The 13,709-nt window shown below is 38.1% G+C and carries 9 protein-coding genes; 3 read left to right on the top strand and 6 right to left on the bottom strand.

All coding sequences use genetic code 11. From position 1 onward, the window contains the following. Positions 1–157 precede the first annotated feature (157 nt). Entirely contained in the window at positions 158–1,513 is a 1,356-nt protein-coding gene (gene glmM, locus PESP_RS02235; RefSeq protein ID WP_089346582.1) for a phosphoglucosamine mutase, read from the top strand. A 165-nt stretch (positions 1,514–1,678) separates the two neighbouring features. Here the strand turns inward: glmM and PESP_RS02240 are convergent, their stop codons facing one another. The 6 genes from PESP_RS02240 to PESP_RS02270 form a co-directional block, all read right to left on the bottom strand. Continuing rightward, a complete protein-coding gene (locus PESP_RS02240) occupies positions 1,679–2,833 on the bottom strand; it encodes an Arm DNA-binding domain-containing protein (RefSeq protein WP_089349079.1) in 1,155 nt (384 codons plus the stop codon). Between the two features lie 262 nt (positions 2,834–3,095). Continuing rightward, positions 3,096–4,364, bottom strand: coding sequence for a hypothetical protein (locus tag PESP_RS02250; RefSeq protein WP_089346584.1), 1,269 nt, complete (start codon positions 4,362–4,364; stop codon positions 3,096–3,098). Then, positions 4,361–7,156: a site-specific integrase gene (locus tag PESP_RS02255; RefSeq protein ID WP_089346585.1), complete on the bottom strand. Its 2,796-nt coding sequence runs from the start codon at positions 7,154–7,156 to the stop codon at positions 4,361–4,363. The genes PESP_RS02250 and PESP_RS02255 overlap by 4 nt, the downstream gene beginning before the upstream one ends. Beyond that, positions 7,149–8,729: a hypothetical protein gene (locus tag PESP_RS02260; RefSeq protein WP_089346586.1), complete on the bottom strand. Its 1,581-nt coding sequence runs from the start codon at positions 8,727–8,729 to the stop codon at positions 7,149–7,151. The genes PESP_RS02255 and PESP_RS02260 overlap by 8 nt, the downstream gene beginning before the upstream one ends. A 13-nt stretch (positions 8,730–8,742) precedes the next feature. Beyond that, the gene (locus PESP_RS02265) at positions 8,743–9,216 is read right to left on the bottom strand and encodes a hypothetical protein (RefSeq protein WP_089346587.1); all 474 of its coding nucleotides are present in this window, start codon (positions 9,214–9,216) and stop codon (positions 8,743–8,745) included. A gap of 502 nt (positions 9,217–9,718) precedes the next feature. Further along, positions 9,719–10,183 carry a hypothetical protein gene (locus PESP_RS02270; protein ID WP_125939501.1) on the bottom strand — a complete coding sequence of 155 codons (465 nt, stop codon included), beginning with the start codon at positions 10,181–10,183 and terminating at the stop codon, positions 9,719–9,721. Between the two features lie 502 nt (positions 10,184–10,685). Between PESP_RS02270 and PESP_RS02275 the strand changes: the two genes are divergently transcribed. Both PESP_RS02275 and PESP_RS02280 read left to right on the top strand, forming a co-directional pair. Further along, entirely contained in the window at positions 10,686–11,438 is a 753-nt protein-coding gene (locus PESP_RS02275) for a hypothetical protein (protein WP_089346589.1), read from the top strand. A 705-nt stretch (positions 11,439–12,143) separates the two neighbouring features. Further along, on the top strand, positions 12,144–13,679 hold the full coding sequence (locus tag PESP_RS02280; RefSeq protein ID WP_089346590.1) for an AAA family ATPase: 1,536 nt from the start codon (positions 12,144–12,146) through the stop codon (positions 13,677–13,679). Positions 13,680–13,709 lie beyond the last annotated feature (30 nt).

The raw sequence follows: 13,709 nt of genomic DNA on the forward strand, positions 1-13,709 counted from the left end.
ATGTAAAGGTAGGTATTTGGCCCTATAAATTAAATTTAAAGCGTGAGTTTAACTCGCGCTTTTTGTGTTTTGTAATAAAGCTTTATTTTTTAAATAATAGAGTCAACTAAAAATTAATAACGCGTATCGCGTTTGTAAAATTCATAAAGGAATAATCATGTCACGTAAGTATTTTGGTACCGATGGTGTAAGAGGCAAAGTAGGCACGTTCCCTATTACGCCTGATTTTGCAATGAAGCTTGGTTGGGCTGCAGGTACGGTTTTAGCCTCAAGCGGTACTAAAGAGATTTTAATCGGTAAAGATACACGCAATAGCGGTTATATGTTTGAATCGGCAATGGAGGCTGGGCTTTCTGCTGCGGGTGTAAATGTTGCCTTTGTTGGCCCAATGCCAACCCCGGCTGTTGCATACTTGGCTTCAACTTTTAGAGCTGATGCCGGCGTTGTAATTAGTGCCTCGCACAACCCGTACTACGATAACGGTATTAAGTTTTTTAATAATTCTGGCACTAAATTAAATGACGAGCAAGAGCTTGAAATTGAAGCTTTGCTTGAACAAGCATTAAAAAATGATGCCATGCAGTGTGTAAGCTCAGAGCGTTTAGGTAAAGCAAGGCGTATTAACGATGCCCCCGGCCGATACATTGAATTTTGTAAAGGCATATTTGCCAAAGACTTAACCCTAGAAGGCTTAAAAATTGTTGTAGATAGTGCCAATGGCGCAGCGTACCACATTGCACCTAATGTCTATTCCGAGCTAGGTGCTGATGTGATCAGCATTAATGACAAACCAGATGGTTTAAATATTAATGAGCAATGCGGTGCTACCCATTTAGATAGTTTGCAAACTGCCGTAGTCGCAAACAATGCAGACTTAGGTATTGCGCTTGATGGTGATGCCGACAGACTAATGCTTGTTGATGATGCGGGAAACGTTGTTGATGGCGACCAAATTTTATATATTCTTGCAAAAGCGGCAAAGCTACAAGGTAATATGAACGGCGGTGTTGTAGGTACGCTTATGTCGAACTTAGGCTTAGAGCTTGCGCTGAAAGACATGGATATTCCATTTAAGCGGGCAAAAGTAGGCGACCGCTATGTTGTTGAGCAGCTTAAAAACATCGGCTGGAAATTAGGCGGGGAAGGCTCTGGCCATATTCTACACTTAGATTATGCCACCACGGGCGATGGTATTGTTGCGTCTCTCCTAGTATTAACAGCGCTAATTCAGAAAAAACAATCATTAAAAGATTACGTAGCAGGTATGCAAAAACTACCGCAAGTACTTTTAAACGTGCGTTTAACACAAAATAATGCCGATGACATACTTAATACTGACTCAGTAAAACAAGCTGTAACCGAAGCTGAAACTATACTGGCAAATACAGGGCGCGTTTTACTGCGTAAATCTGGTACTGAGCCACTCATCCGCGTTATGGTTGAGTCTACAGATTCTGTCGCATCTCAAGCGCAAGCTGAGCATATTGCTATGGCAATAAAAGCGTTATTGTAGAAATATATGTAGATTATAGAAGGTGAGGTTTCTATCTCACCTTCTAGTATATCTATGGACTACGTATATAATTTGGGTTCAAATTACTGGCTATATGGCACTATTGATTCCCGAGTTAGCACGTAAAAACGTAGCTAATTTTATTTAGTATTTTAATTAAGCGCTTCATGCAATCCCACGCTCAATCATCATTTCATTAAACGCAAACCCATCCTGCCTAGATGCATTAGCAACATACGGCGCATAAACCTCAAATAATAAACGCGTATCACTGTGCCCAAGCATATGTGAGATATATAGCGGGTTTTCGTGCGCGGCAATATGTAGCACAGCTGCAGTGTGGCGTGTTTCATAAGGGCGTCTTCGTGCTAAGCCCGCTTTTTTTAGTGTGGGATACCACAGCTGTTTACTCACAAAATGGTTTTCGAGAGGGTTACCTTTATGCGTAAATACAAAGTCATTATTCGCTTGCTCTTTTACGCGGTTGAATAGCGTATAAAGCGTATCGCACATTTTTAATTCTCGGCGTGACTTAGGCGTTTTCACATCACACAACTCACCATTCACCCAGTTATGGCGAATACGAATAAGGCGGTGATTAAAGTCTATGTCTTCCCAACGTAAACCATGCACTTCACAACTTCGCATACCTGTCCAAAAGCGTACTTTAAAGTAATCATTCCACTGTGTAGGCACTTCTTCCAAAAAGCGTTGAACCTCATCCGCCGTTAGCGGGTTAGAATCGGCACGTTCTTCTTTAAGTACTTTGTATCGGCGCATGGGGTAAGGAAAGTTATGCTCTTCAGCCGCCAAGCTTAAAATAGCAATAAGTGGCCATAAAATGCCATTAATACGCTTGTTGGTGAGCTTTCGTCGGCCATTCTTTTGTATTAACGTTAAGCTTTCACGAAAATAATCTACATTGGCCAGTGTAATTTCGCTAATCAGTATATTACCAAATTCAGGGATCAAATAGGTATCGAGCGTATTGCGTACTACGCTTTGGTAACTGCTTTTCCATTTAGCTTTTTGACGGTCAAACCACTCATTAGCGTAATCGTTAAAAAATGGGTGAAGGCGATCAGGGTGTTTACTGCGCTGTAGAGCTTCAAACTTCGCTACTTTTTTACTCTCAGGAAAATAATCACGATACTGAAACGTTTCTAAATCAATTTCCGCGTTCATTTTTTTGAGTAGAGTATTGGCTTTTTTTAAATTGGCAGGTGTTGCCATGAGCTTAGTGCCTTCACGAAAGCGTTGCCCATAAAGATGTAAATCAAATTGAATACGCCCATTCGGGCGAATGCGAATGTGAGCCATAATGGCCTCCATTAGTTAATGGATCTATAAATAGATCTATCCCTCACCAATGGAATTCGCTAGAATTGAGCCATCGGCTGGATCGGTTTAAACGCGGAGCAGCCGTACGGGGTAGGGAGGTTGCCGCCTCTTTACCCCAACTGCTTGTTTTACTTTTGGGTTGTGTTTTATATCACTGTGTAATAAATGGTAAACAGCCACATTTTTTAATCTTACTAACAAATATAATGACTGCTGTTTATTTGTCCAGTGTTTTTTGTTTTTAATACTCATCATCAAAGTCACTTTTAAAAAAGTCATCCTTTTTTACTGGCTCTTCAGATCCACTCGTCTCTCTATTTTTATCTAGGCTCGCTAATAGTGTTGTTACTTTTTTATATTGGCTATCATCTCTTTCAATTGAAATAGTATGGGATGGCAGAATGTCATCTTTGGCGTAATACACGCCCAGTTTAAGTTCACCACTTGCCTCTTGTAAAATATCGAATTGCGCTGTTTTCGCACCGACTAAGTCTTTAATTTTGATGTTAATTAAATCTTTGGGCGAGAAGTGATACACCGAAGCTATTTCAGTGTTTACTGCGCTAACTTCGGATACTTCAATTGGGAGAACAAACTCATAAGGAGCTGTAAAAAATGCAACTGCCGCTTGTTCTTTGTTGAGGTATAGCAATGCACGGTTTTCTTTTTTGATAATTTTATATGCTTTTATGCAATGCCTGAGCTCTTCTTTAAATGTATAAAAATTTAATACAAATTGAAGTAGAGTTTTCGTTTTTGTAGGTGTTTTTGCTCTAAACTCCTCAATATCAGCTAATGAGTGCGTGACCGTACACTCTTCTGTTTTAAACGTCAGTACATCACCTGCCTGATCTATTTCTATATCACTGCTGTTTGTGGTCTCACACAAATCAGCGAGCTGCTTGGTAATTGCTTCTGTAATTGTAAGTGGTGTAGCAAGTTTAAGTGCATTTGATAGAGGCTTATCTTTAACTTCACCATTGCGTTGTATACGTATGTGATCGTTTCTAAATTCAAGCAGCTCGAAGGGGAGGCTTTTTGTTGCCTCTTCAACCACTTTGATAAGAAGTGCTTTGGGTATTTTTGAAGGCTTTATTTTTTTATTATCTTCAAGGTATTCTAAATGCTCAGGTTCTGCAGCACTGCAAGTACAGCGACGCAGTGCGACTGCATTATGTTTTGTATTTATATGTTGTAGTTCCATATAAAGGTTTTTCTTAGGATCCGTGCGAATATTTAATTCTATATCGACTTTGCTTGTAAAATAATCGGGAAGTTGTTTTACAAAGCTTGCATCAATAGCATACTTTTTATCCTTCAGGCTTGTTGATTGCTCACTAAGTTTAAAGTTGTGCTGATTGAATAAGGGCTTTTTACCTTCAATGAAGACTATCGTTCGCTCTTTTCTACTTATAATAGCGGTAACCTTATTTTCCGGAATTCGCGTATCGATCTTGCTAGCAAGCTCTTTAAGTTGAGCATGGTTATTATGAGAGATAATAATTTTCATGTTTTATCCTTTGGGAATTGAATAGATTGTATGAATGACAATGTATGCGCGAGCACACAAGGGGGAAGCTTTTTTTTAGGGGTTAACAAAATAGTTAATCTTGTTTTGCCTATAGGGTGTTTAATAAGTGAAATAGTTTCGTTCTTTTGAGTAAATAACCTCTTAAGCAGCGTTCGTTTTTGCTCATTATTCGTTTTTCTATTTACTGATAATATAAATTTAATTGTTAGCCAGCCCCAATCGGAGTGCCTAAAAGCAGTGGTAAATGCATGAGCGGTTTTTTTATTACAAGCCAGCGTGATTTGTAATGACTGACTATCATCAGAAAGTACGACGGGAGGTAAATTGTTAAGAGCCGTTCGCTGTTTTTTATGGACAGGCTTTATATGGTGTTTACCGCCTTTATCCCAAATAAAGCTCATTGCATCTATTTCCATTGCATTATCTTTAATCATATTATTAAAAATAAAGCCCAGTAACGTGTTATCGCTATCCAAAAGTGTATCTTTCCATGCTAAACCGTGTTCGTTGCTGGAAAGGTTCTGTTTTGTCTCGCTCTTTTTTCCAAATATGAATTTTCTGATGGTGTCATCGCATAATTGTAAGGGTTGGCTTTGTTTTTGTTTAAGGGTTTGGCTGGCATACTCAGGGCTGAGCCTAAGTAATATTCGAGATAGATCGTTAGATTGAGGGTTAAGCCCTAATAAATAGCGTAGCTCACTGTGCGTATATTTATGGCTAATATTCGGTGCATGAGCTCGACTAACGATAGGAAGTAGCCAGTCAATATCGTGCAAATACGACCAACGTGTAGTGCTATAATGAACGTGACCAATTTGTAGACCCATTTGATCTAAAAATATGGCTTCATTGACCTCACATACTGCTTTACCTTCAAGCCAATAATCAAAGCGAGTTGCCACCGATGAGCTCGATAACGCTTCTTGAATAAGCGACGTTTTCCCTCGTTGTTTATCGGGTGTATTATTTAAGGCGTGTAGAATTTGCAGCATAAATAGGTGCACACCACTGTGGCGAAGGTGATGAAAATTAAGATGTCTTCCAAACAAAAAGCGCAAAGCACGTGACACAGGTAATAAATAATAAAGTTGTCGTGAATGATATTTTTCACCTTCAAACCCCAACAAAGGCTGCTCGCGAGTCGTGTTATCTTTTATTTTAAAGAGAGATATAAATAACTGGCGGTACTGCTTAGGAAGCGTAGTGTATACCTTGCGGGTAGTATTGCTTTTGGTATTACCTTCTGATGTATTTGTTACGGTAATGGTTATAAGGCCAGTTTTTGGTTTGAAGCGAATATCTTTACGACGTAACCTTAGGACTTCACCACGACGGAGCATAGCGTAAAAGCCTAATAGTGCGGCAATCGCACAAAATAAACTACGCAAAGGGTGGTTTGTTTGGTTATTTATAAGTGACTTAATTAGCAAATCACATTCATCAGCATTTAAGCGAGCAGGGCTTACTGAAGGTGGCGCCAGCGGCGAACTAAAGTTAGATAAATCGAGCGTATCAGTGTGTTCTTGGTAGCTTAAAAAGCGCAAAAACCTATAAAAGGTTGCTTTTACATTGTTAGAGTGGATAGAGTCATAAACTGTTTTGGCCCACGTATTTACACCCTGCTCACTAATTGCATCTGAATAACTGAGGGGATAGGGCTTAAGTACCTTTTTTAATGCGGTGTAAGTGCTAATTGTTCCTTTGGCAAGGGTCGACTTTTGCGAGCCACCATGAATTATATAGTCCTTAGTAAAGTCAAAAAGTAAGCGCGGCAAAATGTTAGTAGCATCCAAAGCGGGTGTGGCGACTATGTTTGGATTTTGTATATTCTTAAGTAACTTAGTGTGTCTCCAGTTTATTTTTTCTGTTGATAATGATAGTGAATCGAACCAGTTAGCTTTCCAGTCGATAGCGTAAATTTCCCCCGCGATTAATGAAGACGGTATAGCGTTTAGAGGACTGGCTATATGGCGCTCAGGATACGCGAGGTCTTGTATAAAAATTGGCGGGAGTTTAAAGCGAAGGTACCAGCTTATTTGAAAAAGTTTGGGCCATAAAAACTGATTAGTTTTGGGTAATCCATGTGATTGTAAGTATTGAGTTAAGCTTGTACAGAGTACTTTAGTGGTTATTGGCTCAAGCGATTGTGCATAATAATTTTTGAGTAGGCGGTAACTCATAACAGGCAAGTGATAGTGAGTTAAGCGGGGTTCATCTAACCCCGGGGTTAGATGGTTAATTTGAAGACGGGGATAAGAATCTTCATCAGTGATCGAATCTGGATTATTTAAAATTGCAGTGATATGCGTGAGTGATAATGGAGCAACGTCATACCCTAAAACCATGACCATAAAACATGGTGTTAACGGTGCCCTTGTTTTAATGACGTTTTCTTTTTTACATGTGTAGTGGGAGAAGATGCGCTGTGCTTGTGCTGATCCGCTTGCGATATCTTCAAACCATTTATTATTTGCATCATTTATTGCTGATTCTATTTCCTCAGGTACTTGCCATTGGCATGCACTTCCTAGGTAAAAGAGCACACCATCAAGTGCAAGTCGATAAGCTCTTTTTTTCCCTGTGGGTATGGTATTGATCAACTTTTTAATAAGTCGAAGGTCTTGAGTCTCTACTTTACGCGCTTGCGTTTGAATAAATGAGCTATTTTGTAACACCCAGATGATATCATCACGTGAAGTAATTAATGGCCAAGACTGTATTAAAAAAGTGTCAATAGTCTCAGCGTAACCATGTATTAATCGCTCATGCATAAGTCATTTCCTTTAACATTAAGCGTTTTGGAAGTGTGTTTAAATAGGCCTTTAACGCGCTAAAGTTAGCAGGAGAGATAAAGTCGCTACCGAGATGTTCGCCAAGTTTTTCATGGCCCATGAGGCGATCAATATCTTGATCAAATAACTTTTCTGAGGCTGTATGACTATTAGCGCAATAGCAAAAAAAGTGACGCAATTGATACGGCACCACATTCGGCCAAAGTTGGTGCATGAATAAGCGCAGCTTGCGGCTGGTTAGGGCTTCTGGGGTGCCAACAATATCAATTTCATACCACAATTCATTCATGTCAAAATGTGAATTAAGTTGCTTACGGACAGCAGATTGAAATTTTAAATACTGTCCGATCTCATTCTGCAAATAGTCGCAAAGTATGAGTTGTCTATAGCGCCCTTTATCTTTAATAAATGCAATATCACCGCCTGAGTAATAGTCAGATAGTATACTTATACTATGAGTGGGTCTGGCGCCTGTAAGCACAATAAATAAAAATGCAATACGATAAGTCGCATTTTTATAGTATTCGCATAGCTCAGATCTATACATCAGAGGCGGTCTATCCGAACTATTATCTAGCGAGAACAGTGTTTTAGGCGGCCTAGTTAATTTATCTAATTTTAAAAAAAACTCACTAACGTAGTTATCTTCTATTGAGCGTCGGCTTCCAAATTTAATTGCTTCAACACAGATCTTATCGCTACTGTGCTTTGTATTATCTAGTTGAAACTGACTAATACAGCCTGGTTGCGATACCAAGTATTCCGCTTTCTTGGTGGTGGTCTCTATAAGGTTTACTGTGTGCTCTTTTAGAAAAAGGTCATAATAGCTATATAGCCCGGCCTGACGAGCTGCATCAATAAGGCGGGATAGGTAGCGATTGTGTGCGTCAAATATTTTGTAACGAATACGATCACTATCAAGCGTTTGATAGTGCATCGCACTCTTGTGGTGTGCTTGCTGAGCGTCAATAAGTTGCACTCGAGGAATAGCGCCGAGTGTATTATCAACTTGGGTACATTGGATAAAGTAACAAAAAAAGTTATTTTTTCTGACTCGAGGCTGTGCGGTTAAAGCGCGTGGCGTTTTCCAAGAGGCATGCATCAACTCAAATAATATTATTTTTCCTTTTTTTGTTAAAAAGGGGGTGTCGTAACTTTGGGCTGCAATAAAGCTTTGAAAAAATTTATTAAGCTGAGGCGGAATTGGTTGCCATAGGTACACCGTATTATTTTTTTCTTTACAAGTCCTTGCATACTCAGCCCAAGATTCCGTACCATCAAAATAGGTTCTAAAAGCGTGCTCTTGGCAAGGTGTTGAGCCTGAAGTTTTAATAAAGTCAGGTATATCTCTGGGCTCATCAATACTCCCCCAATCTTGAGTGAGCAATATAAATAGCGCAACAATGCTGATTGCCGTGCGCTCTTTTCCATCAACCTTCGCCAGTTTTTTTAGCATAATAGCCATTGTTACAGCATGACTAACTGCATCTGGATAACAGCCGCCTGCATTTTTTAAACGGTTGCTTCTTGCCACATGATCAAATGAACTCATAGGGACTCCTGTACTATCGAAAAGTTGAAGACGACGTATTTGCTAAATTTGTCAGTAATGATTCTTTAGGACGCGAGATCCCATACTCATCAAAGTATTTGAGGCGGTACTGTAAGTTTTTATTAAAATTCGCATTTAAAGAATATGTAAAGGCAGGGTCACAAAGTAAGGTCGATCTCGAAACAAGCTCAACAGCGCCTTTTGGGTAAACCAATAACTTTAAGTTAAGCTCGGTGTGTAATGGATGAGCTTTAAAGCGTTCAAGCAATCCACAGGGGACGAGTGCGAAGCAGGTATCATCATTAGCAATTTGGCTCACTAGCAGCGGATGTAAATCTAATAATGTCTGTGCTTCTTGAATTGGTAACTTATTAATACACAGTGAAGGGCTTAATTTCAGTACATCCTTTTCTATAAGCTTATTAAGTAATGGGTGCGCCTTTAACTTAGCTTTGAATAATGGAATTGATTTCTGTTTACATAGCATAGTATTCACCTATTTTTTAAGCTCATCATATTTGATGTAGCTTCAGGATGTTTTCTATACTTTTTGATTATATTGTTGATTTATACGCTGTCTATTTTTGGTACAGTTATTTTAAATAGCTTAAATATCATTAAGTGATCATTGCTTTTAAATGATGCAAGAGAGAACTCGATGGGGAAATTTAAGCCTTAATAGGCTGAGCGCACTGGTCAGCAATAGGGGGTAATCTATAAAAGGCCTTCATAATTATAGTTATAAGTAATAGCTGTGAGAAAACGTAACTTGTATTTTTAATACATTGAAATATGTCCCTTAAATTAAGTTATAAATAGCTTTATGGTCCCTAGCTTGGCCATAATTAGGCTTTGTTGCCGGTTTTTGAGTTATTAGTTGCGAGAAAATGTGACTTGCAATCTCATTATTTGATAGGAGCATAAAGAAATAGTGATCTAAACATAACCCAACAGCGAAAAAAGCGTGGCTGTATTAATCTATTACCTTATTAATACGGGCTCTTTTCTTTATCGACTTCTTTTAAAACTTGTTCAAGAGGCATTGTATCTAAAGCTTTAATAAGACTCATATCTAGATCGCAGTTGAAGGAATTAAACCAAAGCGCTAAATCCCAGTTTTTATAATCGCCATCGAGTATTTTTAAAATGCTAGCTATAACAGGTCTTACAGCACCTGCGTCGAATTGAAAGGCGGGGTAGCCACGATTGGATTTTTCACTTGTTTGTGTGACGGAAAAAAGGGTTTGCTCTTTTTCCATAAGCTCGAGGTCATTCTGAGTGTAGTGCTTGTCTAGTGATAGGTAGTCTATAACCTGTTGCGGTGTAAGTATTAATAAGTGCTTTGTAAATTTATTTATCTCATTAAAATAAATTTCATGTTGTTTTGTTGGCGCCTCGTTTACACTTTTTAAATTTAGGACGTCGATAAAAAGCCTTTCATATTTACACGTCATTTTAATCCCCCTATATAAGCACATTATATAAACCTTATTGTAGCTCGGCCATAGTATATTTTGGGGATTATTTTACATATAAAAAGTAAACTTTCTGCAAGATGAACACACTGCGCGGCTTGTAACCCCATAGCTTTTTATATGCGGGGGATCCACGATCTTTATTGAGCAGGCTATAACACGTGTATTAATAGTTAGTCTTTTTTAGACTATAAAACGTTATTGAGTGTAAAAAAATAGCAATTTACAATAAGCCATTTTGATTCAGGAGAAGGTTTCCTAGTAGAAATACCAATAAAAATTCAGTATAATTTTCTCGAGTTGATGACACTTGTGTAGCTTAAGTCTTGAAATAATAGCAGTGCACAGCCTATGTTCTGACCCATTTATTTTGGGATGGTAAGTCATAATTATTCGGTTATTAAGATCTTGTTAAGTAAAACGCTTAAGTTAGATACAGAACAGTCTCGCTTGTTGCTTAAACTTTTACAAGGTACTTAATATGCTAACTTTAGAAAAACATAAAAAATATCCATTTCCTATTCTTCGCTATCCCTTAGATACAAAAGAAAACCGTGCAATTAATGTAGCCAAAAGCATGCTTTATCAGATGAATCTGTTAGACATTACAATTAAAGATGAGAAATTTTTATTGTCATTTGCTAAGTCGCTAAATGAAGTAGAAAGAGACCCTTCAGCCCCTTACCTGTGTTTTGACTGCGATCCACAGCGTACTGCGCAATTTTTACAACGATTTCAGAGTAACTTATCTGAGTGTGGGCAAAACTTCAGTCTATCAAAGTTAGGCTACCTGATGGCGCTAACATTAGGGTTTGATAAATATGATGCTCTGCTCAGGCAACTAGAGGCATATCAATGCTTTATTAAAAAACCGTGGCATATTGGCGGAAAAAAAATCACCAAGCCTGTAATGCATCGTTATTACGATGGCGTTGCTGTAGATGTACCCATAGCATCTATAGCTTCCAGACATTCATCTCTCTTTCAAGACATCTCAGCAAGCTCAATTAATGCTAATCATCCTAAATTTATAGGGCGACCAATAACATTTTCATATAAAAAAATTTGCCATGGCTGTGAATTTAGAGGCTTTGGGGCGACTGAAGAGGATGCCATGGCATGGCTAATTGTTCACGCTGTACATCAACTTCAAGATGTTAAGTTATGGAATATTGAATTTAAATTTTACCGAGCGACCTTACGCTACGAGAATGAAACAGCTGATTATATGTAGTGTGCTATTTAAAATGTTAATCTCTTAATTAAAATAAGCTGTTTGCGTGTTACAGATAACAGGTATTCAGTCCTCGTATTAATAATAAAAAAAGATCGGTTCTCGGTGTACTGGTCTTTTTATTTGCTAGCAGTCTTTACTTCTTATAATGCAACCTACCGTAAATATAAATTTATAACCAATGTTCTTCCCCCATGTATAGATGTCTTTTGCACTGGCAGACCTTAAATAATACACAGTCGCTATTGATATCTTAACGTAACGAGATAGGGTCAGTAGCACGTAGTGTACGCGCCTGCTTTGATGCTAAGTTTATGATTTTTAATAATAAGGATGTGGATTGAAACATTGATAGAAAAGTATGTTACTGGCGATGTCTGTTAGGTTTTATGACTAAACGTGCATAATTGACTCTAGGTACTTTTCCGTTTATCGGTAATAAACTTGGCTTGGCTAATGCTTTTATTTTAGTGTCGAGCTTTTATTCAATACGATGAGAAACCTACAATACTTAGCCCACTGTTATTATCTATACCGCGATGACAATGTTCTGTGGGTTAAAAAATTAAGTTTGCAGTTAGCTGAGTAAGTAGCCTTCAAAATATTCAAAGAGTGTATAGTTTGATATTGATTGGTCGTAATTAGTTGACCAAGATTAAAATATATAAGTTACTTAAAGCGTGTAAATTAAAAGGATGTGAATAGATGCTGACAGAAAATTACCTTAAGGATATAAAAAAATCACTCAATACCCCTCTGTTTATAGAGATAAACCGAAAAGACATGGCGCTATTTTTACCGGGTTATGGGCTAAACTTAACTAAAAACTTGCCATTAACATTAGCAGCGCAAGTCTATAATAATAAGCTTAAAGATAATCAAAGTAATATTCTATGTATAGAGGGAAGCCCAACGCCATCTTCAAATTGCTTTGTCATTTTAGAAACGATACTTCAGTTATTGGAAGAACAACTTAAAGATATAAAAAGTATTGAAGCGCTTAAAAAATCACTACAAGGCGTTATATCAGTAACAACCGGCGGATGGGTAGATTCCTTAGTTGGGGACTATTTAGATAAAGGTTTGGAAATTATATTTAGTGAACTCAGTGATTATGTAAATGATACGATTATTGATGCGACTAAAGAAAGTATCGATATTAGTGGCAAGCTAACAAACTTTCTACAAGACAGCCTCGTTGATACGTCGGGTAATAAGTTAGCTACGAAGGCTGAGTTAATAAAAACCGCTGATATCTATCTTTGTGATGAAGCAAAAGTAAAGCTGGATAAATTATCGACTAAATTTAATAAAAGTAGTAATGCAGATGTATTCCAGCTCGCGTTTAAATTATTAATGATCCTTAGCCATAGTTCACCTCGGTTATTATGGATAAACAATCCGCAGTATCTTGATATAAACTCATTAGAATTAATTTCGTTGGTGCTTGCGCAAAATAAATATCAAAAAGAGCTAGGTAAAAGTACGGGTATATCAATCGTTTTTCAGTATAGCGACGAACAGTGTCAGCCATATTCACCCTTTCCCACCGAATTTGAAAATAAACAAACGCTATTAAATAATCAGCGAAGTTTCGCACAACGGTATGGAATGCTTGAAAGACCTACACATGATATGCCTAAAGTGGCAGTGAAGACTGATAGCTTCGTTGGCCGTGAAGTCGAACTTCAAGATTTAGTTAGGTATTTTGAGAATAGAACACACGAGTCTATATCCATCGTCTCTGGTGAGCCAGGGATAGGCAAGACGACCTTGATTAACCATCATATAAGACGACTTCAAAAGCATGAACGTAATATAAATCTGACACTCATCAATGAAGCGGGGAGCACATCAACAAATACAGGGTTGAGCGCACTAGAGCAGAGTATTATTGAGGAAGCACACCGACTTGATGCATTGAAAGGACTTTCTAACAAAGGGAAAGATTTTTTCAAAAGTCAGATGAACATAGAGAATGCGGTAAAGGCGATTGGGGCTATTTTTGGCGTACCAGTATCTGGAGTCGATAAGCTTGCGAGCACGATTGATAAAGTTACAGGGCGGATAGGTGTGAGCAGCTCTTTAGCGCATATGAAAAAACAAGGACAGCAGGCGCTTAATAGGCAAAATAGTGAAACAAAAACGCAGCAATTTGAAAAAATAAATAAAGCGATCGACGTGCTCAAATCACTGGTAGGTAATAATCAGCCCGTTACACTCTTCATTGATGATATTTAGTGGATCGATGATGCTGCTGCTGAGTACCTT

This window comes from Pseudoalteromonas espejiana DSM 9414 (genome assembly GCF_002221525.1).
GTDB lineage: Bacteria > Pseudomonadota > Gammaproteobacteria > Enterobacterales > Alteromonadaceae > Pseudoalteromonas > Pseudoalteromonas espejiana.

What these genes read in the sequence shown, in the direction of transcription:
- PESP_RS02250 (WP_089346584.1), bottom strand. Translation starts at nt 4,364, where the DNA reads ATGAAAATTATTATCTCTCATAATAACCATGCTCAACTTAAAGAGCTT.
- PESP_RS02240 (WP_089349079.1), bottom strand. Translation starts at nt 2,833, where the DNA reads ATGGCTCACATTCGCATTCGCCCGAATGGGCGTATTCAATTTGATTTA.
- PESP_RS02280 (WP_089346590.1), top strand. Translation starts at nt 12,144, where the DNA reads ATGCTGACAGAAAATTACCTTAAGGATATAAAAAAATCACTCAATACC.
- PESP_RS02255 (WP_089346585.1), bottom strand. Translation starts at nt 7,156, where the DNA reads ATGCATGAGCGATTAATACATGGTTACGCTGAGACTATTGACACTTTT.
- PESP_RS02260 (WP_089346586.1), bottom strand. Translation starts at nt 8,729, where the DNA reads ATGAGTTCATTTGATCATGTGGCAAGAAGCAACCGTTTAAAAAATGCA.
- glmM (WP_089346582.1), top strand. Translation starts at nt 158, where the DNA reads ATGTCACGTAAGTATTTTGGTACCGATGGTGTAAGAGGCAAAGTAGGC.
- PESP_RS02275 (WP_089346589.1), top strand. Translation starts at nt 10,686, where the DNA reads ATGCTAACTTTAGAAAAACATAAAAAATATCCATTTCCTATTCTTCGC.
- PESP_RS02270 (WP_125939501.1), bottom strand. Translation starts at nt 10,183, where the DNA reads ATGACGTGTAAATATGAAAGGCTTTTTATCGACGTCCTAAATTTAAAA.
- PESP_RS02265 (WP_089346587.1), bottom strand. Translation starts at nt 9,216, where the DNA reads ATGCTATGTAAACAGAAATCAATTCCATTATTCAAAGCTAAGTTAAAG.